The following is a 21,913-nucleotide window of genomic DNA, read 5'->3' on the forward strand; positions in this document are numbered from 1 at the left end:
GATATTTTCAGACGGCCTGAAGTTTTATAGGAATGGTTTTGAGAAATAAGTTTGTCTACTTAGGGTAGACAAACGTTTAAAACCTAACTTGAGTCTGCAACTGCCTACGATAAACCAATACGGCAGCAGTCAGCGTGACAAAAGAGAATGCTGACAGTAGAAGCAGATAACGGCTGATCCCGTCCAAGCCGCTGCGGTTGAGCAGCAGTTCTTGAAAAGCCTTTAAGCCCCATGCCATCGGGGAAATCCAGGTGAGTTGCTGCATGGTTTCAGGCATGACGTGTGCAGGGACCATAATGCCGCCGATTGCCGCCATCAGGATGATGCCGCCGCCGCCGAGTACGACAGCGTGTTCGGTAGATTTGGCGCAGACGCTGATTAACAGCGCGTAGCCGAGTGCGGCGGCGCTGACGGCGGCGGACAGCAGCGCGTAGGAAACAAGGCTGCCGTTGAGTATGAGGGCGGGGACGCCGATTTCGGGCAGCAGGTAGCGGCCGAGCAGCAGCATTCCGACAAATTGAAGCTGGTTAATCAGGAAGTAGGGAACCAGTTTGGCGGCAATCAGGCTGGACGCAGAGGCGCGGGCGAGGCGCAGGCGGGTGATGGTGTTGGTCTGGCGTTCCAGCGCCATGACGTTCGACAGCGGTATCATGATGAAAAACATACCGAAAATCAGCCATGCGGGTACGCTGTGCTGTACGGCGTTGGGTTTTTCCACCGTGCCGCTGCCTGCGCTCAGATAGTGTTCTTCCAGCATTTTTTTATCTAAAAAGCTGCGCACGGCGGTGAATTGTTCGTCGTTTTTTTCATCGACTTTTTTCTGGATGTCTTTGCGGATGGAGCGGGGCAGTTTTTTATTGTCGATTTTGATGCCGTCGTTGTTGTCGAAATAGGCGTCCAGCCGCGTTTCGGTGTAGTGCTGCTGCAAAACGCCTTTGACCGCCGCCAGCCATGAAGGCTCGGTATCGGGCGGTACATAGATTTGCAGGGCTTTGTTGTCGGCGATTTTGCCGGAAGCGGGGTTCGGGTTGTGCAGCACCAGTTGGAAACGCTTGTCGTGCAGGCCGTTTTGCGCGTCGGTCAGTTTTTCAGACGACATCCGCGTAACATGAATCTGCTCTTTTTCCAGCGCAGCGGCCAGTGCGGTATTGACGCTGTCGTCTGCCGCGCCGACCAGCGCGATGCGGCTGTCGGTGTGCGGGTCTTGGTCGCGGCTCAGCGCCAACGACATAATCAGCATAAAGGCGATGGGCATCACAAACAACACGGCCAAACCGTGCAGGTCGCGGCAGAGTAGTTTGAGTTCTTTGAGGAGGGAAGAGGTTGTCATTGTGGGTTTTGCTTATCTGTTGCCGGTTCGTCTTTGCGCAGGAAATCAAGGTAAAACGTTTCCAGCGAACCGTGTCCCTGCTGGAAGTAGCGGATTTGCGCGCCGCTTTGTTGCAGGGCGGCGTAAACGGCGGCGGCATCGTGCGCCGTTTCCATCATGCCGCGGCTGTCTACTTGCTTTGCACCCAAGGCGGCCAGCGTTTGAGGCGGCAGCGGCGGTTCGACGGTAAAGCGCACGACACCGGTTTGCGTACTTAAAAGCTCGTCCAAACCGCCGTGGTACACCAGCTTGCCGTGTTGCAGCAGCGCGATTTTGTCGCAAAGCTGCTCGATTTCCGACAGATAGTGCGAGGTGTAAACCACTGTTACCCCCTGCCGCGTCAAATCCGCCACGCTATCGAGGATAAAGCGGCGCGACTGCGGATCGATGCCGACCGTGATTTCGTCGAGGAACACCAGTTGCGGCGTGTTAATCAGGCCGATGGCAAAATTCAGACGACGTTTAAGCCCGCCCGAAAGATGCTTCGCCGCTTTGTTTTTATGGGCGGTCAGGTCGGTCTGTTCCAACAGCGCGTTCAGACGACCTTTGTCGCGCACTTTGTAAAGCGAGGCAAAAAACAGCAGGTTGTCCCACACCGAAAGCTGCGGATAAAACGCAAAATCCTGCGGCACCAAACCGATTTTCTGCCGCTCGCTGCGGCTCAACAGGCGCAAAGGCTTGCCGTCAAACAAAATTTCGCCCTGCCGTACTTCCTGCAAGCCTGCCAAAAGCGACATCAGCGTCGTTTTCCCCGCACCGTTGTGACCGAGCAGCCCCAAACATTCGCCGTCGGCAATGTCGAACGACACATTGTCCAGCGCGGCGGTTTCGGCTTTGGGATAACGGTGGGAGAGGGATTGGATTTGAATCATGGTTTCAGACGGCCTTTCAAGCGATATTTAAATCGCAGCACCCCATAAATAGCGGCGCTGGAATTTGCCGTCCTTAAATATAAAGCAAACGTTGAAAGGACTGCCGTCCGAACCTTGTCTGCCAAACAGATAAAGCGTCTTATCGCTGCCGCGGTAATAGGCTTCCCAGCCTTGATATACATTGCTGCCGCGTGCGGTGGCCGCAAAATCGGGCGAGAACAGTCCTTGCAGTTCGGCAGCGGGAACCGCTTGACCGTTTAGCGTGATGCGTTCAAGCGCGAACACGCTTTTGGGAATGTCGTAGTCTGTACCATAGAAAGGTTTGCCTCGATAGAGCCGCGCGGTGTATTTGTCTTTGTTGATGCCCGAGAAGTCGCTGAGTTTTGGATAGATGCGGCGGGCTACGATGTGTACCGTTTGTCCGTTGCCGGACAAAGTCAGTGTATCGTCATGACCGGATTGTTCGCGCAGGCGGACGAAGTTTTTGTCGGAGGCGGGAAATATCAGACGGCTGTAATGGATGAAACCGTAGTCTTCTGCGGCAGGTTGTTGCAGCTGGGCAGTACAGAAACTCAGGCTGCCTTCACCGCCGTCACCCAAACATTCCAACGGTGTGCCGTTGGGGATTTTTGCCAAAACTTTGGCTTTCAAATCGGGGCTTTCGCGTAAGTTGGTGTGTCCGTCGGCATCATGAACCAAGGCAAAGCCGTCCGGCGGCGCGGCATGGGTTAAGGCGGAACACAAGAATAAGACAGTAGCTAGGTAACGCATTTTTAATTTCTTTTAGTTTTCAGACGGCCTGTAATGTCAAAATAATTCACGGTAGATTAATTAGTACCGCATAAATCTCCATTATTTCAACAATCCCCGCCACAACGCTTCTTCATCATCCGCAATCTTGCGCAAAAACGCGGCAATGTTGCGGCAGCCGTTTTCGGACGGTTTTTTGCATTGTTTCACGCACATGGCTGCGAATTGGCGCCATTGGTCGCCGATGGCGGTCATTTGTTCTGAGGCCTTCTGAAACGCAGGTTCGTTGCAGATATGGGTGGCCTGCTCGAGGAAGTAGGCGTAGATGTAGCGGAAACCTGCGCCGCCTGTGCCGATTTCTTCCTGCATCCGCACCAAATGGCCGAGAAACAGTTTTTGGTATTTTTCATTTTGTTTGGCGGGCAGGGATTCGATTTTTTTGGCTAATGTGCGGATGCCTTTGACGCCGATGAAAAAGACCGGCGCGAGCATGTGTTTGGCGTTTTTGCGTATGGCTTTGCGGATAATGGCGGGCAAGTCTGCCATGATTTGTTCAGACGGCCTGTTGTCTTCCAAGGTGTACATCATGCCTTTTGCCGCCAATACGCCTTTGGCAAAGCGCGCCCGCTGCAAATCTTCGGCGGCGCAGCGTTGTACGGTTTCAAATACGGGGTCGCTGATGAGGTAGTCGTTGCCGTCTTTGCCGTACACCAAAAGATTGTGTGCGTTGAAATGGAAGCGCATTTGCGGCGGGAAGTAGGGCAGCCAGAAGACGGAGGTTTGCAAACCGGCCAGTTTGCCTGAAGACAGCGCGGCATCCAATGCGGCTTGTCCGCTTTGTGCGTCGGAAAATTTGCGGATGGATAATTTCAGCCCCAATGCTTTGCAGGTGTTTTTGATGATGCTGCGCGGCGCGGTACGGTAGGAAACCAGCGGCATGCCGTTTAATTTGATCAGCGGCATCCAGACAAACGTCAGCGCGTGGGCAATGCCGAAAATCATGGCTTCGTCTAAATTGTGGCCATGGTATTTGAGCAGAGTGGACATCACACCGCTTTCGCAATGGGCAGTATGCTGGTGTGGAAATTCTTGTGTGGTCATAAAGTATTGGTTTTCGTGCAATGTTTTCAGACGGCCTGAAGCGGTCGGAATGGGTTTGTTGTTTTGGAAATCAGCGGGCTTCTTTGGCCGCTTCCTGCTCGGCTTTGTGGCGGCGCAGAAATTCGATGGCGGCGGCTTTTTCGGCTTCGTTGCCGTATTTGGCATCACGTTGGGCGCGGCGCAGTTCGGCGCGTTCTTTGGCTTCTTCGATTTGGCGCGCTTTGAAGTCTTCGCGGTTGTCGGAGGAGACGAGTTTGTCCTGTTGCGATTGCGCTTTGGCCATGGCTTTGGCAATCAAATCCATGGGGTTGAATGCAGCGCTTGGTGCGGCTGTTTGGGTTTGTGCCTGTGCGGCCTGTTTAGCTTTGACGGCAGCTTCGCGTTGCGCCAGCAGGGCTTTGCGTTCGGCATCGTCGCGCTGTTTGCGCGCGGTATGGCGTTCAAAACGGCTTTGTGCGTGTTCGGCGGCAGCAAAGCGCGGTTCGGCAGAGGTGCTGAAACGGCGTGCTGACGGCAGGAAGGGCTGCGATACGGGAACCATGTCGATGCAGTCGACGGGGCAGGGGGTAACGCACAAGCCGCAGCCGGTGCATTCGTCGCTGATGACGGTGTGCATCAGTTTGGATGCTCCCATAATGGCATCGACAGGGCAGGCGCGGATGCAGGTGGTACAGCCGATGCAGACGGCTTCGTCAATCAGGGCTACGGCTTTGATTTGTGTTTTTGCCGGCGCGAGGTAGGGTTTGCCCAACAGGTCGGCAATGTCTTTCATGACGGTCTCCCCACCCGGCGCGCACAGGTTTACCGGCGCTTCCCCTGCCAACAGGGCGCGCGCATAGGGTAAGCAGCCTTCATAGCCGCACTCACGGCATTGGGTTTGCGGCAACAGGCGGCTGATGCTTTGGATGGGAATGGTCATCATGGATAGTCAAAATCGAAAAGGCGCATTATATCAGATTGTTGCGTTTATTTTGGCGAAACCTGTTTTGCTTATTTTAGCGAAACTTGCTACGCTCGTTTTAGCGAAACTCGCTGCGCTCGTTTTCAGACGGCCTGAGTCGGGTTTGCATTATAATTTTAAAATTGATTTATTCGGGTAATTAGAAATGACGGCTACACTTTGCCCTTGTCAGTCGGGGCGTGTTTATACGGAATGTTGCGCACCGTTTCATGCGTGTGAGGCGGCGGCCTCGACGGCGGAAGAGTTGATGCGTTCGCGTTACAGTGCGTATGTTTTGCAGGAGATTGACTATATCGTGGACACGACCGTCCCTGTGCAGCAGAATTTGTTGGACAAGCAGGATTTGGCGGCATGGAGTAAGCAAACGCAGTGGTCGGGATTGAAGGTTGTCCGTCATGTACCGTTTGGCAAGCTGCATGCTTTGGTCGAGTTTGAGGCGTATTTTGAAGAGAACGGGCAAACCGAGTGCCATCATGAGTTGTCGGCGTTCGTGAAAATAGACGAACGTTGGTATTTTATTGATCCGACCGTTGCTTTGCCGACGATGAAACAGCCTTGTTTGTGCGGTTCGGGCAAAAAGTTTAAGGCGTGTTGCGGACAGTTTTTCAAGTAGTGATGTGAACAGGCCGTCTGAATGTTCAGACGGCCTGAGCTGTTTTTGCAGATAAAAAAACCATTCATACTAAGGGAGAAGTATGAATGGCCAATACATTGCGGGAAAACGTCTTACTTGCTGCACCGCCCAAAAGGGATGAAAGAGCGGTGTTGTGTCAGCAATTGGTATTCTACCGTTTTTAGTATTAAATGCTGTTAAGAAGTGAAATTATTTCAATAAATTGCAAGATAATCGTGATATTTTGAAGATAAACGGTATCTTCACTGATTTTCGCGAATCCATTTCACCCATTGTTTGAACAGCTCGGGTTGCAAAGCGGCGATGACGGAACGCTTGAAAACGTGCTCGCCGCTCCAGAAATCATCGCCTTCCAAAGTGGTCAGGCAGCCGCCGGCTTCTTCAAAAATCAATGCGCCGGCAGCGTAGTCCCACAGTTTTTGTCCGCCGTGGATGTAAATATCGTAGCGGCCGCTGGCAAGGTAGCACCAATCGAGCGTGCTGCTGCCCATGCTGCGTATCGTGCCGAATGGAGCGAGGGTGTTCATGCGGCTGGCGAGTTTGCCCGAGCGCAGGTATTTAATTTCCACGCCGGCAATGGATTCGCTGAGTTTTTTTTCTACCGAACGCAGCGGCAGCGGCGTACCGTTGAGAAATGCGCCTTTGCCGTGTTCGGCATAGAAACATTCGCCGCTGACCGGATTGTAAATCACGCCCAGCTCGGTGCGCCCGTTTTTAACCAGTGCGACGGATACGGCAAAATGCGGCAAACCGTTGACGAAGTTGTTTGTGCCGTCGATGGGGTCGACAATCCACAGGCCGTCTGAATGTTCGTTCCACAATCGGGTTTGCTCCTGAACGCTCATCTCTTCACCCAACATCGGACAATCTTCCAATAAGGGCAGGGCGGCGGCAAAGGCGGTTTGTGCGGCCAAATCTGCTTCACTCAAAACCGAACCGTCTTCCTTGCGTCGTGACGGCGTGTTCAGAAAACGCGGCATGACTTCGGTTTGGGCGATGTGGCGGACGACTTTCTGTAAACGGTATAGCACGGCATATCCTTGTTTTTTGCAGTTTTGCGCGACAGTGGATTAAAATTCGGGAAGTTTTCAAATTATAGTGGATGAAAGCGAAAGCAGGCAGGAGCATATCGCCGTGTTTCAACTTCATTCATGAAATTTTAAATTTAAATTATATACATGAATAAAGCAGGAAACCATGCCCCGATTTTATGTTGATTTTGCCTTAAGCCCCGACAGCGTGGTCGAATTGCCCGATAATGTGGTGCGCCATCTGAATGTATTGCGCGTGAAAAATACGGAAGAAATCGTGTTGTTCAACGGCAATGGCAAGGCATATCCGGCTTTGCCCGAGGTTTTGGAAAAGCGCCGCGCCAGCGTGCAGATTTTGCGTGAAGAGGCAACGGACAACGAATCGCCGCTGAACATTACTTTGGTGCAGGCGGTATCCGCCGCCGAGCGCATGGATTTCACTTTGCAAAAAAGCGTGGAATTGGGCGTGGCGGAAATTCGCCCGGTCATCAGCGAACGCTGTGTCGTGCGCTTAAGCGGCGAGCGCGCTGAAAAGCGGGTGGCGCGTTGGCAGGAAATCGTCGTTTCGGCGTGTGAACAAAGCGGCCGCAATATTGTGCCGAAGGTTTTGCCGCTGGTGACTTATGCGCAGGCTCTGCAGCAGTTGCCGCAGGAAACGGCCAAACTGTTAATGAGCTTGAACCGCGCTCAAAAACTGAGCGATGTTCAGCCGCAATCCGGCAAAGTCGTGTTTATGGTCGGCCCGGAAGGCGGTTGGACGGAGAAGGAAGAGCAACAGGCGTTTGATGCCGGTTTTCAATCCGTTACGCTCGGCAAACGGGTGTTGCGTACCGAAACCGCCTCACTTGCGGCCATCGCCGCCATGCAGACGCTTTGGGGCGATTTTGCATAAAGTTCGGGCCGTCTGAAAACGAGCGTAGCGAGTTTCGCTAAAACAAGTTGTTGCTTCATGATATAAAAATGGGAGTTTAAAAAATGTCTTACACCTTTACGCTGGCCGAGCACGAGCTGGAAGCGGAATTGAAAAAGTTAATTGTGCAAGAGGCCGATAAGGCCGACGATGTGGATATGGATGATTTCACCGACGATGCGCTTTTGTTTGGCGATGACAGTCCGGTCGGTTTGGATTCGCTTGATGCGCTGCAAATCAGCGTCGCCTTGCAACAGTATTTCCAAGTGCGCCTGCAGGGCGACCGTATGGTGCGCAAACATATGATGTGCGTACGCGATTTGGCAGCGTTTATCCGCGCGGAGCATGGCGCGTGAGTTGGGTTTGCGGTACGGCGGCCACGTCTGCCTTGAATCCGCAAACGGATTTCAGACGGCCTGATGCGGTGTCTTATACGTTTTTAAACCAACCGCAGCAGGCTGCTTATTTCCGTGCATTTGCCGGCAATCACTTGGGGCGGAAGGAACTTGCGGATATTGCCGAACAACATTTGCGTCGAGCCGCCGAACATGCAGGCTGGCCGTCTGAAAGTTGGCATGATGCGCCGGTGTTTATCGGTTCCAGTTCCTATTCCATCTCCGAATATGAAAATGACTATCTTGCGGGCAATAGGGCGGCAGAAGAACACAGTCTGCTTTATCTTGCCGAAGATTTGCGCCGTCGCAGCGGCAATCGGCAGATTTTCAGTTTCGCTACTGCCTGCACTTCATCCGCCCATGCGCTGATTCAGGCAGATAACTGTTTGCGCGGCGGGGCGGAGCGTGCCTTTGTGCTTGGTATTGAAAACCTCAACCGGCTGACTTTGCTGCATTTTCACAGCTTGGGTTTGCTGGCCGAACAGTATCAGCCTTTTGGCGGAAACGGTTTGATTTTAGGCGAAGGTGTTGCCGCACTTGCCTTGTCTTCCGTCGCGCCCGAATCTTCTTCAGGCCGTCTGAAACTTATCGGACACGCTGCCAATACAGGCAATGACCTGATTCAAAGCGATGGCCAAGCGCAAGAACAGGTGATGCGCCGCGCTTTGGGTGTTGCAGGCATCGCTCCTGAAAACATTGCAGCCGTTAAAACACACGGCATCGGCACGGCTGACAGCGATGCCGCTGAATTGGCCGCGCTGGAAAATATATTCGGTACGCTGCCGCCTCTGATGGCGTTCAAGCCGCAAATCGGACACACGCTTGGCGCCACGGCAGCCCTTGAAACAGCCCTGCTTTTATCTGCTTTAAAACAAGGTGGAAGCAGCGATTATCAGGGGCGGGGAATTCGTTTTTCCGAGTACGCGGCTTCACCTAAAGGCGGCTTTTTCTGTTTGGCCAATCAGTTTGGCTTTGGCGGCAGCAACACATCTTTGGTATGGCAATGGCAACCGTAAATCCTAATATCCGTATTACTGCCGCCGTGCGTTTTGATACGGACGCCGGCACCGGCAGTAAAATCCTCAAACAAACGTTAAAGCAGCAAAGTGGTATAGATACCCGCCGTCTTAGCCGGTTGAGTTTGATTGCCGCGCTTGGTGCAGGGCAACTGAAAGAGCAATGCAAAATTCATTCTGATTGCGCCGTTTTTCTCGGTACGCCGTTTTCTTCACCATCCGTGTTTGAAAAAATGGCGGATAATGTATTGAACCATCACGCCGCGATGCCGTTTGACTTCATTGCCAATCTGCACAACGCCCCCGTTTTTCATGCCGCGCAAGCGTTAGGAACGCATGGTGCAACTTTGGTCGTAGCTGTCGACATAGATACTTGCTTTCATCCATTGTTGCTGGCGATGCAATCTTTGCAAAATGGCGGACAAGCTGCGGTTGGTTGGGCATATGAACATCAAGCAGCTCATGCCGATACTCATGAAGGCAGTATTTGGATGTTGCTTGAATCCGGTGTAGAGCAGGGTGTTCCCGTTGTGTTGAATGATGAAGGCACTCAGACTGATAGGCCGTCTGAAAAGCCGCAATATTATTGGCAAAGTATCGCTGATTGGATAGAAGCAGTAATGGCGCACGAGGGTAGGGATGTGAAAAAATGTACTTTGGTGTGATCGACAAATGATTTTAGAGAAAGTATTTGTCTTTTGAATAAATAAGGTTTACACCATTAAAAAGGCCGTCTGAAAATATTTTCAGACGGCCTTTTTGTATCAAAAACCAATTAACGAGACATCTCGCCTTGAATAGCGCGGATATTCGCTTGACGGGCGTTGATGGTACGGGTCAGTTGTTGGATTTTAATCTGATCACCTTTTTGTTTGGCCGCATTCAGCTGTGTTTGAAGGCGGGTAATAGCGGCCTGTTCGTTGCGTACTTCGGTTTGCAATATTTGTTTGCGGGTTTCCTTAGGACTTGGCTTAGGTGCCGGCGTAACCACAGGGGCAGTGCGGATCACAGGGGCTTTGTATTTGCTGTATGAAGAAGCGCGTGATTTGCCCGGACGGTTGCGCAAGATAATATTCAGACGCGGATTGGCGGCTTCGGCTGTGTTGGTTACGCTGGTAATCGGAATATGGGGCAGAATTTTGATATCGTTGTAAACATTGCTCGGATCGAACGGAATATCGGCAGCCGGCTTATATGCCTTAGGGAAAGGCGTTTGCGCAGAGGTTTTGCTTTGATCTACCGGGGAAACCGTTGCAGCCGGTTTATTTGGTACATTTGATTCTACTGTTGGCGTAACAACGGTTTTAATCGTTTGTTCGTTAGCCGTGTTTGTGACGGCTGTTTTTACAGTTTTGGTGTTTTTTGCATTACGTCGGGTCGGAGTTTGGGCTTTGCCTTTACGCTTGGTTTCAACTTTGATAGGTGTTTTGTCAAGTATTTCATCTGAGGCAGTTACGGTTTGGTTATTTTGTTTGGCCGTAGTGCGATCAGGTGTTTTCGGTAAAACAACAGGATTCTGAATAATTGTTTGGGGGGCTTGAATCGCAGATGCTGTCGGGTGGGTTTGCGTAATAGGAATGGTAATGGAGTCGGGTATATTGTTTGGAGTTTGATCAGCCACAGTTTGAGGTTGTGTGGTATCAGGTATGACGTTGAGAACGTCAGTAGTGTCAATTTCAGGTTTTATTGTAGATGGGGTTGTATCACCGAGAATGGCAAGGCCATCAGCAACATTTTTATCAATTTGAGAAGTTAGACGTGCTTGTGCCATCGGAATGGAAATAGGTGCAGGAATACCGTTTTTATTTCGAACAGCTATAACAGGGGTTTGTACGGCAGGTGTTGCACGGGGGGTATTGATGTAGTCAGCGGCGGTGGCTTTGAATTCCGTTGTCTGTACTGTTTTTAAAACCGGCGTGTCGCTTGGAATTGTAACGGTTTTACCGCTTGCTGTTTCAGATTCGGTGAATACGTTTGGTTCTGCAGCAACGCTGCTTTCCACGGTGTTGTTTGTGTCAACTGCGCGGCAGGTATTGTTGAGTGGGTATGAAGCATAAACAGAGATGCCTTCAACATTGCAGACATACTCGGCAGCGTTGGCGGCGGCGGGGAGGGTCAGGCTGAGGGCAATAGCGGTTTTGCAGAAAAACGGTTTCATAAAAGCAATAGAATCAGGTTGTTTGTTTAAAGTGCAATTATACTATGTACATTGTCAGCAACCGCCAACTTATTTTTAGGCGGTGTAAAACTGCGGCTGAAAGGTTGAAAATCGAAATAAAAGGTCTTAGGCCGTCTGAAATTTTCTTTCTCTTAAAGTTTCAGATGGCCTTCGTTGTCATCGCGTATTAAACGTTCAACAGGCTTTCGTCCAATGTCAGCTCTTCGTTTTTATTGACGGCTACTTTGCGTGCCAAAACGTTTTGGGCGATTTTGTGCGCTTCGGCAAGCGAGTGCATCAGGTAAGTACCGCATTGGTATTCGTTCAACTCGGGGATTTTGCTTTGGTCTTGAACGGTCAAAACATCCTGCATTGAAGCGAGCCATGCGTCGGCTACTTTTTGCTCGTCGGGCGTACCGATGAGGCTCATGTAGAAACCGGTGCGGCAGCCCATCGGGGAAATGTCGATGATTTCAACGCCGTTGCCGTTTAAGTGGTCACGCATAAAGCCGGCGAACAAATGCTCCAGCGTGTGAATGCCTTTTTCGGGCAGGATTTCTTTGTTGGGAATGCAAAAACGCAGGTCAAATACGGTAATGGTGTCGCCTTTGGGCGTGGTCATGGTTTTGGCCACGCGTACGGCAGGGGCGTGCATACGGGTGTGGTCGACTTTGAAACTGTCTAGTAGGGGCATTTGGGTATCCTTTGAGGTAAATAGATTTTTAGCGGGTGAGATTTAAAGATTCAATCACAATTCGGCAATATTGACTGCTTCGCCCGAAGCCGCACTCAGTGCTTCGTTCAAAACATCGTAGAAATCCCGTCCGTCGCGTGTTGCCAGCCATTTACCGTTTTGCTCGGCGAAATGGTAGCCGCCGCTTTTGGCGGCAATCCACAATTCTTGGTTGGGCGTGTGGCGGTTGACGATGATTTGCGTGCCGTCCTCGGCTTCGATGGTCAGCACGTTTCCGGCAAACTGGCAGTCGAAATCCCAGCCGTTTTCATCGATTTGGTCTTCAATGTGTTCAAACAATTCTTCGCTCAGGCGGATGAATTCGCTTTCGGTCATCATGGCTTTTTGTGTGTTTTTTGTTTAAGATACCGAATCTTGCCACATTCGTAATGATGAAGAAAGTTTTACTGATGAAATACGGCGTATTTTTTGCAGCGGCAACGGCTCTGCTGCTCTCTGCCTGCGGCTACAAAGGCGACCTCTACCTGCCCAAAGAAGGCGACAAGGCGCGCTTCGGCGTGATTCAAACCGGCTTGAAATTCGATACGGCCAAAGAGCCGACCACTCAAACCAACGATTAAAAAAGACTTCACAAATATGACCTTATCCTGCGAACAAATCCCTTATTCCCACCTTGCCGAGGAATTCGGCACGCCGCTTTATGTGTACAGCAAATCTGCGCTGACCGAGGCGTTTGAAAACTACCAAACCGCGTTTACCGCTTTAAATCCGCTTGTCTGCTACGCGGTTAAAGCCAATGGCAACCTGAGCATCATCAAACACTTTGCTTCTTTGGGGAGCGGTTTTGACATTGTTTCCGGCGGAGAGTTGGCGCGTGTTTTGGCGGCCGGCGGCGATGCGGCGAGAACGATTTTTTCCGGTGTGGGCAAGAGTGAGGCAGAAATTGAATTTGCGCTGAATGCAGGCGTGAAATGTTTCAACATGGAAAGCATTCCCGAAATCGACCGCATTCAGAAAGTTGCTGCGCGTTTGGGTAAAGTCGCTCCGGTTTCCCTGCGCGTCAATCCTGATGTCGATGCCAAAACCCACCCTTATATCTCCACCGGTTTGAAAGCCAACAAATTCGGTATTGCCTATGCCGATGCGCTTGAGGCCTATCGTCATGCCTCCCGACAAAGCCATTTGAAAATCGTCGGTATCGACTGCCACATCGGCTCGCAACTGACCGACCTCAGCCCGCTCATCGAAGCCTGCGAACGTATTTTGGCCTTGGTCGACCAACTGGCAGACGAAGGCATTGTGTTGGAACACTTGGACTTGGGCGGCGGTGTCGGCATTGTTTACCAAGACGAAAATGTGCCTGATTTGGGTGCGTATGCCAAAGAAGTTCAAAAACTGATCGGTACACGCCGTCTGAAACTGGTTCTTGAGCCCGGCCGTAGTTTGGTCGGCAATGCCGGTTCGTTGTTGACGCGCGTTGAATTCGTCAAACACGGCGAAGAGAAAAACTTTGTGATGGTCGATGCGGCGATGAACGATTTGATGCGTCCGGCGCTTTATGATGCCTATCATCACATCGAAGCGGTCGAAACCAAAGACATTGAGCCTTTGACAGCCAATATCGTCGGCCCGATTTGCGAAACCGGCGACTTCCTCGGCAAAGACCGCACCATCGCCTGCGAAGAAGGGGATTTACTGCTTATCCGCAGCGTCGGTGCGTATGGTTCAAGCATGGCGAGCAACTACAACACGCGCAATCGTGCGGCGGAAGTATTGGTTGACGGCAGCGGATACAAACTTATCCGCCAACGTGAAACCGTCGAGCAGCAAATGGCCAACGAATTGGCTTGTTTGTAAGGTTGGATTGTTGAAAAGGCCGTCTGAAAGCTTGACTGACTTTCAGACGGCCTTTGCTATAAAAGAAAAGGGCATGTATCCAACACGCCCTTTTTCAGTTTATCAATAATGCGGTGGAATCTCGTCGCGCAGGCTGTACGGTTCGCGTTCGCCGTTTGCACCTTTGTCCTGCATCCGTTGATACAGCAGCCGCAACTGGCCTTGCTGCAAATCCAAAACCTGCTGCATCTTGGCGATGGTGTCGTTCAGGCTGCCGATTAAATCTTCCTGCAAGGCCGTCTGAATTTCCAGCTCGGTGACGCGGTGTTCCAATTCCTGAATATCGCTCATATTACAGCACCATCGCGGCAATCCAGCCGGCAACCATCAGCGGGATATTGTAGTGGATAAAAGTCGGGATAACCGAATCGCGGATGTGGTCGTGTTGACCGTCGGCGTTCAAACCCATGGTCGGGCCGAGTGTCGAGTCGGAAGCAGGGGAGCCTGCATCGCCCAGCGCACCGGCCGTGCCGACGATGGCGACGGTCGCCATAGGCGAGAAGCCCAAGCTCATGCACAAAGGCACATAAATCGCGGTAATAATCGGCAAAGTCGAGAAGGACGAACCGATGCCCATGGTCACCAGCAAGCCGACGCACAACATGGTTAATGCGGCCATGCCTTTATTGTCGCCGAACAAAGCCATGCTGTGTTCGACCAAAGGCTGAATCTCGCCGGTCGCGTTCATTACGGCGGCGAAACCTTGAGCCGCAATCATAATAAAGCCGACCATCGCCATCATTTTGATGCCTTCGCCGAACACATCGCTGGCGGCGGAGCGGTTCATCACGCCCAACATCATAAACACGGCAAAGCCCAACATAGCGCCCAACACCAGCGAACCATCATACAAAAGCTGAATGGCAAAACACACGGCAATCGCTACGGCCGCCACCAAGCTGCGATAGGTTGAAGGCTCTTGTTGTTGCACTGCCGCACGGTTGTCTTCCGTGTCAGTGGTATTGTTCTGATAAATGCGTGGTTTTCGGTAGTGCAAAAAGGCCAGCAGCAAGCCGGACACCATGCCCAAAGCCGGAATCGCCATTGCGTGCATCACATTGATGCCGCTGGTGTCCATGCCTGCCGAGCGGATATTGCCCAACATGATGTCGTTCAAGAAGATGGCGCCGAAACCGTAAGGCAGGAACATATAAGTCGTTACCAAGCCAAACGTAATCACGCAGGCCACCAAGCGGCGGTCGAGTTTCAAACGGTTGAACACCAACAGCAGCGGCGGAATAATCATCGGGATAAATGCAATATGAATTGGCACAACGTTTTGGCTCATCACGCCCATGCACAAAATAATCGCCAACAGTAACCATTTGACCGCGCCTTCGCCTTTCGCATTGCCTTCGCCGCCGTTGAGCTTGCGGATAATCACGCCGGCGAGCTGTTGCGGCAGGCCGGAATGCGTGATGGCCATGGCAAACGCGCCGAGCATGGCATAAGACAGCGCGATTTGCGCCCCGCCTTTCAGGCCTTCGTTAAAAACAGGAATAATCCCTTGCTGCACCACATCGCCAGCCGCGTTGGTTACATTCTCCAAAGGCATACCGGCCACCAAGCCGCCGACAAACGCGCCGACAGCCAAGCTGAGCACCACATGCACGCGCGATAAAGACAGCACAAGCATGATGATGACCGCAATTACAACCGCATTCATATCGTTCTCCGTTGTTTCAGACGGCCTGTTATGTAAAAACAGGCAATCATCTGTTTACATATTACAAATAAACATCATAACCCAAGCATGAAGCCTTTGCAAAAAACGGCAGGCCGTCTGAAAACCAGACCATCGGTTTCAGACGGCCTGCCGTGAACCCTTATTCAGAGTTTTAATATGGCGTGCGGTTTTTGCGATAAAAATAGCCAAAAAACACGCGCTTCCTATTCTTTGCATAGGGTACCAATGTTAAAATCGACACAATGTCTCGGTTTCAGGTTTGTCACTGAAATTAAAGCATTTATTGCTAAAACCCAATTCAATCATACACAAACAAAGGAAAGAAGTGATGGATATTCTGACGCGGCTGCACAATCTGCCGCCCTCCCGCTTTCATTACAAACTTCTGGTCTTGGTCGGCATAGGTTGGCTGTTTGATGCCATGGATACAGGCTTGGTGTCGTTTGTATTGCCGGCTTTGGGCAAAGATTGGGCGCTGGCTCCGGCGCAGTTGGGTTGGATTGTCAGCATTGCCTTTGTCGGTATGGCCTTGGGCGCGGTATTCAGCGGCTGGCTGGCGGACAGGTTCGGACGGAAAACCGTTTTTGCCGGTACGATGGTGGTGTACAGCATTGCCACAGGTTTGTGCGCGCTCGCGCCTGATTTGACGGTTTTGCTGGTGTGCCGCTTTTTTGTCGGCGTCGGCTTGGGCGGCCAACTGCCCGTCGCCGTGTCGCTGGTCAGCGAATATGCACCGCCGAAAGTACGCGGCCGTTTTATTGTATTACTGGAAAGCTTTTGGGGCTTGGGCTGGCTCTCGGCCGCGTTGGTGTCTTATTTCTTTATTCCGCAAACCGGCTGGCACAGCGCGTTTTTATTCGGCGCCTTGCCCCTGTTTTATGTGCCGTTGGTGTTGAAATTCGTTCCCGAATCCGTGCCTTACCTGCTTTCCCGCGGCAAAACCGACGAAGCGCACCGTTTGGTATCCGCGCTGGAAATTCAATCGGGCATCACGCCGCCGACACAAGCCGTTGCCGCACCGGTCGCCCCGCGCGAACGCATCCGCTTCTTCCAACTTTGGCAACATCCGTTTGCACGGCGCACGCTGATGCTGTGGCTGGTTTGGTTCGGCATCGTGTTTTCGTATTACGGCATTTTCACTTGGTTGCCCAAACTGCTGGTCGAGCAGGGCAATACCGTGGTCAAAACCTTTGAATATGTGTTGGTAATGATTGTTGCGCAACTGCCCGGCTATATAGCCGCCGCGGCCTTGGTGGAAAAAATCGGCCGCAAAGCAACGCTGGCAGGCTTCCTGGCCGCTTGCGCCGCGTGCGCATGGTTTTTCGGGCAAAGCACCACTGCGGCCGAAGTCATGATCTGGGGCAGCCTGATGTCCTTCTTCAACTTGGGCGCATGGGGCGTTTTGTACACCTACACCCCCGAACTCTACCCCTTGCGCTTCCGTGCCTTCGCATCCGGCTGGGCAGGCGCCATCGGCCGCGTCGGCGGCATACTCGCGCCTATGGTAGTGGCAGCGATGGTGGGCAACAGCGGCGGCTTCGGTAATATCTTTATGATGTTTGCCCTGGTTATGCTGCTGATTGTGGCGGTAATCTTGGTATTGGGTGAAGAAACCAAAGGCCGTACGCTGGAAGACATCAGCCAATAAAAGGCAAAGCAAAAAAGGCCGTCTGAAAAATATTTTCAGACGGCCTTTGTTTATTTACGCTTGTAATTTTAATACATCGATTTTCTGTTTTTATCTTAATTACCGAGGAAAGCGACGAAGAATAACCGTCTTTGTTTTTGTGTGGATAAAAATATTATACTTCAAAGAATTAAAATGAATAAACGATAAAATGGCCGTCTGAAAAGTTCAATCATGGTTTGTGATGTAGGTCAAAGCAAAATGTAACTAAATTACCTATAGTTATCGTAGTGAAAATTTATTGACCTTATTGCCACCTTTTATTAAGGAGATACACCATGAACGCATCAGCCGACAACGTCGTCAGCCCAGCCGTAGCCGAGGTAAACAGCCTGGTTGACAAGGGTTTACGGGCATTGGACGAGTTTCTTAAGCTCGATCAGGAGCAGATTGACTTTATTGTTGCCAAAGCCTCTATTGCCGCGCTGGACAAACATGGTGTACTCGCCATGCACGCGGTCGAAGAAACGGGACGCGGCGTGTTTGAGGATAAGGCGACGAAAAACCTGTTTGCCTGCGAAAACGTCGTGCGCCGCCTGCGCGATTTGAAAACCGTGGGCGTCATCAGCGAAAACGATGTAACCGGTATTACTGAAATTGCCGATCCGGTCGGCGTGGTTTGCGGTATCGTGCCGACGACCAATCCGACTTCCACCACCATTTTCAAATCCCTGATTGCACTGAAAACCCGCAATCCGATTATTTTCTCGTTCCACCCGTCCGCCCAGCAGTGTTCCGCCCATGCAGCGCGTATTGTACGCGATGCGGCGATTGCGGCCGGTGCGCCGGAAAACTGTATCCAGTGGATTGAAAAGCCGTCTATGGAAGGCACTTCCGCGCTGATGAAGCATCCGGGCGTGGCAACGATTTTGGCGACCGGCGGTAATGCGATGGTGGAAGCCGCGTATTCTTGCGGCAAACCTGCGCTCGGCGTCGGGGCGGGCAACGTACCTGCTTATGTTGAAAAAACGGCGGACATCAAACAGGTGGCGCACGATATTGTGATGTCGAAATCTTTCGATAACGGCATGGTGTGTGCCAGCGAGCAAGCGGTGATTGCCGATAAAGAGATTTACAAAGAGTTGGCCGAAGAGTTCAAATCCTACGGCGTGTACTTTGCCAACAAAAAAGAAAAAGCCATGCTCGAAGAGTTTATCTTCGGCGTAACGGCGAATTGCGCCAGCTGCGGCGGCGCAAAACTCAATTCCGCCGTTGTGGGCAAACCGGCGGCATGGATTGCCGAACAGGCCGGGTTTAAAGTGCCTGAAAAAACCAACATCATCATCGCCGAATGCCGCGAAGTCGGCCCGAACGAGCCGCTGACCCGCGAAAAACTTTCGCCTGTTTTGGCCATGATTAAGGCGGATTCGACCGAACAAGGTTTGAAGTTCGCCGAAGAAATGGTTGCCTTTGACGGCTTGGGACACTCCGCCGCCATCCATACCGCCGATGAAGAATTGGTCAAAACGTTCGGCTCCCGCGTCAAAGCCCTGCGCGTGATTTGGAATTCGCCTTCCACCTTCGGCGGCATCGGCGACGTGTACAACGCCTTCCTGCCTTCTCTGACCCTTGGTTGCGGCTCTTACGGTAAAAACGCCGTCGGCGGCAACGTCAGCGCAGTCAACCTGTTAAACATCAAAAAAGTAGGCCGTCGGAGAAACAACATGCAATGGTTCAAAGTGCCCGCCAAAATCTATTTTGAACGCGATTCCATCCAATATCTGCAAGACATGAAAGACTGCGAAAAAGTCATGATCGTGACCGACCGTTCGATGGTTGATCTGGGCTTTGTCGATAAAATCACCTACCAGCTCCACCAACGCAAAAACAAAGTGACCATCCAGCTGTTTACCGATGTCGAAGCCGATCCGAGCGTCCAAACCGTCTATAAAGGCACGGATTTGATGCGCAGCTTCCAGCCCGACACCATCATCGCGCTGGGCGGCGGCTCGCCGATGGACGCGGCCAAAGCCATGTGGCTCTTCTACGAGCAGCCGCAAGTCGACTTTGAAGACTTGGTGCAAAAATTCATGGACATCCGCAAACGCGCGTTCCGCTTCCCCGAGTTGGGCCGCAAAGCCAAATTCATCGGCATTCCTACCACATCGGGTACCGGCTCCGAAGTTACGCCGTTTACCGTCATCAGCGACGGCGACAAAAAATATCCGATTGCCGACTACTCGCTGACCCCGACCATTTCGATTGTCGATCCTGCGTTTACCATGCCCGTCCCCGCCAGCGTAACCGCCGATACCGGTTTGGACGTATTAACCCACGCCGTCGAAGCATACGTTTCCGTGCTGGCCAACGACTTTACAGACGGCCTCGCCCTGCAAGCTATCAAGCTCGTGTTCCAATACCTCGAACGCTCCTACAAACACGGTGCGGCCGATCCTGAAGCGCGCGAGCATATGCACAACGCCTCCACCATCGCAGGCATGGCGTTTGCCAATGCGTTCTTGGGCATCAACCACTCGATGGCACACAAAATCGGCGGCAAATATCACGTTCCGCACGGCCGCGCCAACGCCATCCTGCTGCCGCACGTTATCCGCTACAACGGCACGCGCCCGCAGAAAACCGCCACCTGGCCGAAGTACAACTACTACAAAGCCGACCTGAAATATCAGGAAATCGCCCGTACTTTAGGCCTGCCATGCAGCACACCGGCAGAAGGCGTCGAATCCTTCGCCCGCGCCTGCCACGAACTGGCGGTCAACGTCGGCATCAAAATGTCGTTTAAAGAGCAGGGCATCGATGAGAAAACCTTCCTCGACGGCAGAAAAGAACTGGCCATGATGTCTTTTGAAGACCAATGCACCCCGGCCAACCCACGCCTCGCTATGGTCGCCGACATGGAAGAAATCCTGACCAAAGCCTATTACGGCGAATAAAATCGGGTAGATAAAAAGGCCGTCTGAAACCTGAATATAGGGTTTCAGACGGCCTTTCGTATTAGAACTAAAGTTGATACTTATTGTATGTGGAATTTAATTTGCAAACATTAAGAATAGTCATCATGAAATCAGAAATTTTAAAACAATTTGGCAAACATGTTCGTCATTTAAGACAACTCCAGGATTTAAGTCAGGAAGCATTGGCTGAAAAAGCGAATATGCACCGGACTTATATCGGAATGATAGAACGTGGAGACCGTAACCCCGCCCTATTAAATCTTATTCGTTTGGCTAGCGCATTAGATATTTCTTTACCTGAACTTTTAACTTTTAAGGACTATGTTAATGACGGAAACTGTGATAATGAATCTAACTGATTCGTATGGTTTTTTAGAGAAAACGTCGGAAGGACGCTAGGAGATCTAAAACTTGAATATCAAACCAGATTTCCCAAGTTCACCTCTGAAATGAAGATAAATAAAGGCGGGGTAGGGCAGTTTATCGAGAAATTGATAGGACTTAAGAATACAAATTCTTTGACAGATTTTTTTGATGGCGAACTGAAAACCAATAAAGCAGATACAGATGGTGCACCACTAGAGACTATGTTTATCTCGCAGATTTCCAGTAACTTTGATCAGTTAATCAGCGATCAGATAAGCTTTGAAGACAGTTGGATATACTAAAAAATAAAGAATTTGCTATATGTTCCTATTTGTAAAGTCGACAACGATTCTGACCAATGGTACATACAGTCAGCCGATCATGTGCAAATAAATGAAGGGGTGAACTTTTCAGACAGTTAGCTGCTGATTTCACGCAAATTAAAAGTAAGCTGTTATCTGATATTAATTCCGGCGACGGATACATTCATACATCAAACGGTGTGTTTATCCAAATCAGATCAAAAGATTCCAAGCCATACCATCCTATATTTTCTGCACAATATAATCGGAATATTTCAAATAAGAATCATGCATTTTATTTTAAAAAAGAATTCATGCGGGAAGTCCGTGAAATGGCCAGACAGGGTAGGGATGGTATTGTTCGAATAATTTAAGATAAGATGGAGTTACAGCTTTTGTTGTAGTCTTTTCTTTGCTAATTCAAAAAAATCTTCTTCTAGTTCGCAACCACAAAATTTCCGACCATGTTTTAAGGCAGCAACGCCTGTTGTGCCGCTACCCATGAAAGGATCAAAAATTAAATCCCCGATGTTGGAAGCTGACAGTATGCAGCGTTCAAGTAAGGTGAGTAGTTTTTGTGTCGGATGTTTGCCGAATGTTTTTTCGGCTTTATTGGGAGGAGGGAATGTCCAAACACATTTCATCTACCATCCTTTTGTGTTTTCATGGTTTCAGAATGAAACGTATGTTTGGCTTTTGAAGCCGTTATTGGAAAGAAAGTAAGGCGGGTCTGCGAAAATCATATCGAAACAGCCAGTTGGATGTTTTTCCAATATCTTCCGCATGACGTTAAGGGAATTTTTGTTGTAGAGGACAAGGTCGTCTGAAAAAATTTTTTTCAAACGACTTTGATAAATGGCGGCTTCTTCAGCCGGTTTGTCGAAATCACATATAAATTGCCAATAATTCTCCGACTTTTTACGGCTACTGCCCTTTGCGGCAATATTTCTTTGTACTTCAACCGTTTTCAGAATGGCAGAAGAATAAATATTTCTTGTGAATTCAGTATCATGATTTGAAATTAAAACGCCTTGGGAGTTGGGTGCAATTTGTTGATTTTTTTGTAAAGTCCGCGACCAATGAATTCGATCATATTTTGATCACGCAAAATTTGCAATTGTTGGCGGATTTTGTCTTGGGGCTGACGTAGATTAGCAGTTATGCTAGGC

22 protein-coding genes and 3 pseudogenes are annotated in these 21,913 nt (G+C 50.8%); 11 read left to right on the forward strand and 14 right to left on the reverse strand.

Annotation, left to right across the window (positions count from 1 at the left end):
* Positions 1 to 76: 76 nt before the first annotated feature.
* The 5 genes from HMPREF2661_RS06865 to HMPREF2661_RS06885 all read right to left on the reverse strand — a co-directional run bounded on the left by HMPREF2661_RS06865 (position 77) and on the right by HMPREF2661_RS06885 (position 5,011).
* A complete protein-coding gene (locus tag HMPREF2661_RS06865) occupies positions 77 to 1,330 on the reverse strand; it encodes an ABC transporter permease (RefSeq protein WP_049323070.1) in 1,254 nt (417 codons plus the stop codon).
* Positions 1,327 to 2,241 carry an ABC transporter ATP-binding protein gene (locus HMPREF2661_RS06870; protein WP_070822927.1) on the reverse strand — a complete coding sequence of 305 codons (915 nt, stop codon included), beginning with the start codon at positions 2,239 to 2,241 and terminating at the stop codon, positions 1,327 to 1,329. The genes HMPREF2661_RS06865 and HMPREF2661_RS06870 overlap by 4 nt, the downstream gene beginning before the upstream one ends.
* Positions 2,242 to 2,268: 27 nt before the next feature.
* On the reverse strand, positions 2,269 to 3,012 hold the full coding sequence (locus tag HMPREF2661_RS06875; RefSeq protein WP_049323072.1) for an SH3 domain-containing protein: 744 nt from the start codon (positions 3,010 to 3,012) through the stop codon (positions 2,269 to 2,271).
* An 81-nt stretch (positions 3,013 to 3,093) separates the two neighbouring features.
* The gene (locus HMPREF2661_RS06880; RefSeq protein WP_049323073.1) at positions 3,094 to 4,092 is read right to left on the reverse strand and encodes a BtrH-related acyltransferase DarH; all 999 of its coding nucleotides are present in this window, start codon (positions 4,090 to 4,092) and stop codon (positions 3,094 to 3,096) included.
* Between the two features lie 70 nt (positions 4,093 to 4,162).
* Entirely contained in the window at positions 4,163 to 5,011 is an 849-nt protein-coding gene (locus tag HMPREF2661_RS06885; protein ID WP_070822930.1) for an RnfABCDGE type electron transport complex subunit B, read from the reverse strand.
* A 1-nt stretch (position 5,012) separates the two neighbouring features.
* Here HMPREF2661_RS06885 and HMPREF2661_RS06890 point away from each other — a divergent pair, with 1 nt between their 5' ends.
* Positions 5,013 to 5,192 (forward strand): hypothetical protein, encoded by a 180-nt coding sequence (locus HMPREF2661_RS06890; RefSeq protein WP_049323086.1) that lies wholly within the window; start codon positions 5,013 to 5,015, stop codon positions 5,190 to 5,192.
* Positions 5,193 to 5,198: 6 nt separating this feature from the next.
* Positions 5,199 to 5,666 (forward strand): YchJ family protein, encoded by a 468-nt coding sequence (locus tag HMPREF2661_RS06895; protein ID WP_049323076.1) that lies wholly within the window; start codon positions 5,199 to 5,201, stop codon positions 5,664 to 5,666.
* A gap of 263 nt (positions 5,667 to 5,929) precedes the next feature.
* On the opposite strand, the gene HMPREF2661_RS06900 is transcribed toward HMPREF2661_RS06895, so the two are convergent.
* Complete coding sequence (locus HMPREF2661_RS06900; protein ID WP_003748211.1) at positions 5,930 to 6,718, reverse strand: inositol monophosphatase family protein; 789 nt, start codon at positions 6,716 to 6,718, stop codon at positions 5,930 to 5,932.
* Between the two features lie 166 nt (positions 6,719 to 6,884).
* Between HMPREF2661_RS06900 and HMPREF2661_RS06905 the strand changes: the two genes are divergently transcribed.
* The 4 genes from HMPREF2661_RS06905 (at position 6,885) to HMPREF2661_RS06920 (ending at position 9,704) form a co-directional block, all read left to right on the forward strand.
* The gene (locus HMPREF2661_RS06905) at positions 6,885 to 7,610 is read left to right on the forward strand and encodes a 16S rRNA (uracil(1498)-N(3))-methyltransferase (RefSeq protein WP_049323077.1); all 726 of its coding nucleotides are present in this window, start codon (positions 6,885 to 6,887) and stop codon (positions 7,608 to 7,610) included.
* A gap of 83 nt (positions 7,611 to 7,693) precedes the next feature.
* On the forward strand, positions 7,694 to 7,984 hold the full coding sequence (locus tag HMPREF2661_RS06910) for an acyl carrier protein (protein ID WP_003748215.1): 291 nt from the start codon (positions 7,694 to 7,696) through the stop codon (positions 7,982 to 7,984).
* Complete coding sequence (locus tag HMPREF2661_RS06915) at positions 7,981 to 9,039, forward strand: beta-ketoacyl synthase N-terminal-like domain-containing protein (protein ID WP_070822933.1); 1,059 nt, start codon at positions 7,981 to 7,983, stop codon at positions 9,037 to 9,039. The genes HMPREF2661_RS06910 and HMPREF2661_RS06915 overlap by 4 nt, the downstream gene beginning before the upstream one ends.
* Positions 9,021 to 9,704, forward strand: a complete 684-nt coding sequence (locus tag HMPREF2661_RS06920; RefSeq protein ID WP_049323079.1) for a hypothetical protein — start codon at positions 9,021 to 9,023, stop codon at positions 9,702 to 9,704. The genes HMPREF2661_RS06915 and HMPREF2661_RS06920 overlap by 19 nt, the downstream gene beginning before the upstream one ends.
* 110 nt (positions 9,705 to 9,814) lie before the next feature.
* Here the strand turns inward: HMPREF2661_RS06920 and HMPREF2661_RS06925 are convergent, their stop codons facing one another.
* From HMPREF2661_RS06925 to cyaY, 3 genes are all read right to left on the reverse strand, one after another.
* Positions 9,815 to 11,041 carry a hypothetical protein gene (locus HMPREF2661_RS06925; protein WP_234398655.1) on the reverse strand — a complete coding sequence of 409 codons (1,227 nt, stop codon included), beginning with the start codon at positions 11,039 to 11,041 and terminating at the stop codon, positions 9,815 to 9,817.
* 343 nt (positions 11,042 to 11,384) lie between these two features.
* Positions 11,385 to 11,891: an S-ribosylhomocysteine lyase gene (gene luxS / locus HMPREF2661_RS06930; RefSeq protein ID WP_070822938.1), complete on the reverse strand. Its 507-nt coding sequence runs from the start codon at positions 11,889 to 11,891 to the stop codon at positions 11,385 to 11,387.
* 54 nt (positions 11,892 to 11,945) lie between these two features.
* On the reverse strand, positions 11,946 to 12,269 hold the full coding sequence (gene cyaY, locus HMPREF2661_RS06935) for an iron donor protein CyaY (protein WP_049323082.1): 324 nt from the start codon (positions 12,267 to 12,269) through the stop codon (positions 11,946 to 11,948).
* A 71-nt stretch (positions 12,270 to 12,340) separates the two neighbouring features.
* Between cyaY and HMPREF2661_RS06940 the strand changes: the two genes are divergently transcribed.
* Together HMPREF2661_RS06940 and lysA are read left to right on the forward strand one after the other, a co-directional pair.
* Entirely contained in the window at positions 12,341 to 12,511 is a 171-nt protein-coding gene (locus HMPREF2661_RS06940) for an LPS translocon maturation chaperone LptM (protein WP_036472795.1), read from the forward strand.
* A 16-nt stretch (positions 12,512 to 12,527) separates the two neighbouring features.
* Complete coding sequence (gene lysA, locus HMPREF2661_RS06945) at positions 12,528 to 13,748, forward strand: diaminopimelate decarboxylase (RefSeq protein ID WP_070822941.1); 1,221 nt, start codon at positions 12,528 to 12,530, stop codon at positions 13,746 to 13,748.
* Between the two features lie 102 nt (positions 13,749 to 13,850).
* Here lysA and HMPREF2661_RS06950 read toward each other — a convergent pair whose 3' ends face one another.
* Positions 13,851 to 14,078 carry a SlyX family protein gene (locus HMPREF2661_RS06950; RefSeq protein ID WP_049323085.1) on the reverse strand — a complete coding sequence of 76 codons (228 nt, stop codon included), beginning with the start codon at positions 14,076 to 14,078 and terminating at the stop codon, positions 13,851 to 13,853.
* Between the two features lies 1 nt (position 14,079).
* Positions 14,080 to 15,453, reverse strand: a complete 1,374-nt coding sequence (locus HMPREF2661_RS06955; protein ID WP_070822944.1) for a Na+/H+ antiporter family protein — start codon at positions 15,451 to 15,453, stop codon at positions 14,080 to 14,082.
* Positions 15,454 to 15,802: 349 nt separating this feature from the next.
* Between HMPREF2661_RS06955 and HMPREF2661_RS06960 the strand changes: the two genes are divergently transcribed.
* The 3 genes from HMPREF2661_RS06960 (at position 15,803) to HMPREF2661_RS06970 (ending at position 20,435) form a co-directional block, all read left to right on the forward strand.
* On the forward strand, positions 15,803 to 17,122 hold the full coding sequence (locus tag HMPREF2661_RS06960) for an MFS transporter (protein ID WP_070822946.1): 1,320 nt from the start codon (positions 15,803 to 15,805) through the stop codon (positions 17,120 to 17,122).
* Between the two features lie 317 nt (positions 17,123 to 17,439).
* Positions 17,440 to 20,055, forward strand: a complete 2,616-nt coding sequence (gene adhE, locus HMPREF2661_RS06965; RefSeq protein WP_070822949.1) for a bifunctional acetaldehyde-CoA/alcohol dehydrogenase — start codon at positions 17,440 to 17,442, stop codon at positions 20,053 to 20,055.
* A gap of 125 nt (positions 20,056 to 20,180) precedes the next feature.
* Positions 20,181 to 20,435: a helix-turn-helix domain-containing protein gene (locus tag HMPREF2661_RS06970; RefSeq protein WP_070822952.1), complete on the forward strand. Its 255-nt coding sequence runs from the start codon at positions 20,181 to 20,183 to the stop codon at positions 20,433 to 20,435.
* A 695-nt stretch (positions 20,436 to 21,130) separates the two neighbouring features.
* Here HMPREF2661_RS06970 and HMPREF2661_RS11785 read toward each other — a convergent pair.
* From HMPREF2661_RS11785 to HMPREF2661_RS11830, 3 pseudogenes are all read right to left on the reverse strand, one after another.
* Positions 21,131 to 21,637: pseudogene (locus tag HMPREF2661_RS11785) on the reverse strand (site-specific DNA-methyltransferase).
* Positions 21,630 to 21,799: pseudogene (locus HMPREF2661_RS11790) on the reverse strand (restriction endonuclease); the annotation flags it as partial. The pseudogenes HMPREF2661_RS11785 and HMPREF2661_RS11790, both read right to left, overlap by 8 nt.
* A pseudogene (locus HMPREF2661_RS11830) lies at positions 21,766 to 21,913 on the reverse strand (hypothetical protein); the annotation flags it as partial. The pseudogenes HMPREF2661_RS11830 and HMPREF2661_RS11790, both read right to left, overlap by 34 nt.

This window comes from Neisseria sp. HMSC061B04, assembly GCF_001836705.1.
Classification (GTDB): Bacteria; Pseudomonadota; Gammaproteobacteria; order Burkholderiales; family Neisseriaceae; genus Neisseria.

Excerpts from the sequence above, each read along its gene's own strand:
- HMPREF2661_RS06865 (WP_049323070.1), bottom strand. The coding sequence starts at position 1,330 with ATGACAACCTCTTCCCTCCTCAAAGAACTCAAACTACTCTGCCGCGAC.
- HMPREF2661_RS06870 (WP_070822927.1), bottom strand. The coding sequence starts at position 2,241 with ATGATTCAAATCCAATCCCTCTCCCACCGTTATCCCAAAGCCGAAACC.
- HMPREF2661_RS06875 (WP_049323072.1), bottom strand. The coding sequence starts at position 3,012 with ATGCGTTACCTAGCTACTGTCTTATTCTTGTGTTCCGCCTTAACCCAT.
- HMPREF2661_RS06880 (WP_049323073.1), bottom strand. The coding sequence starts at position 4,092 with ATGACCACACAAGAATTTCCACACCAGCATACTGCCCATTGCGAAAGC.
- HMPREF2661_RS06885 (WP_070822930.1), bottom strand. The coding sequence starts at position 5,011 with ATGACCATTCCCATCCAAAGCATCAGCCGCCTGTTGCCGCAAACCCAA.
- HMPREF2661_RS06890 (WP_049323086.1), top strand. The coding sequence starts at position 5,013 with ATGGATAGTCAAAATCGAAAAGGCGCATTATATCAGATTGTTGCGTTT.
- HMPREF2661_RS06895 (WP_049323076.1), top strand. The coding sequence starts at position 5,199 with ATGACGGCTACACTTTGCCCTTGTCAGTCGGGGCGTGTTTATACGGAA.
- HMPREF2661_RS06905 (WP_049323077.1), top strand. The coding sequence starts at position 6,885 with ATGCCCCGATTTTATGTTGATTTTGCCTTAAGCCCCGACAGCGTGGTC.
- HMPREF2661_RS06910 (WP_003748215.1), top strand. The coding sequence starts at position 7,694 with ATGTCTTACACCTTTACGCTGGCCGAGCACGAGCTGGAAGCGGAATTG.
- HMPREF2661_RS06920 (WP_049323079.1), top strand. The coding sequence starts at position 9,021 with ATGGCAATGGCAACCGTAAATCCTAATATCCGTATTACTGCCGCCGTG.
- luxS (WP_070822938.1), bottom strand. The coding sequence starts at position 11,891 with ATGCCCCTACTAGACAGTTTCAAAGTCGACCACACCCGTATGCACGCC.
- cyaY (WP_049323082.1), bottom strand. The coding sequence starts at position 12,269 with ATGATGACCGAAAGCGAATTCATCCGCCTGAGCGAAGAATTGTTTGAA.
- HMPREF2661_RS06940 (WP_036472795.1), top strand. The coding sequence starts at position 12,341 with ATGAAATACGGCGTATTTTTTGCAGCGGCAACGGCTCTGCTGCTCTCT.
- lysA (WP_070822941.1), top strand. The coding sequence starts at position 12,528 with ATGACCTTATCCTGCGAACAAATCCCTTATTCCCACCTTGCCGAGGAA.
- HMPREF2661_RS06950 (WP_049323085.1), bottom strand. The coding sequence starts at position 14,078 with ATGAGCGATATTCAGGAATTGGAACACCGCGTCACCGAGCTGGAAATT.
- HMPREF2661_RS06955 (WP_070822944.1), bottom strand. The coding sequence starts at position 15,453 with ATGAATGCGGTTGTAATTGCGGTCATCATCATGCTTGTGCTGTCTTTA.
- HMPREF2661_RS06960 (WP_070822946.1), top strand. The coding sequence starts at position 15,803 with ATGGATATTCTGACGCGGCTGCACAATCTGCCGCCCTCCCGCTTTCAT.
- adhE (WP_070822949.1), top strand. The coding sequence starts at position 17,440 with ATGAACGCATCAGCCGACAACGTCGTCAGCCCAGCCGTAGCCGAGGTA.
- HMPREF2661_RS06970 (WP_070822952.1), top strand. The coding sequence starts at position 20,181 with ATGAAATCAGAAATTTTAAAACAATTTGGCAAACATGTTCGTCATTTA.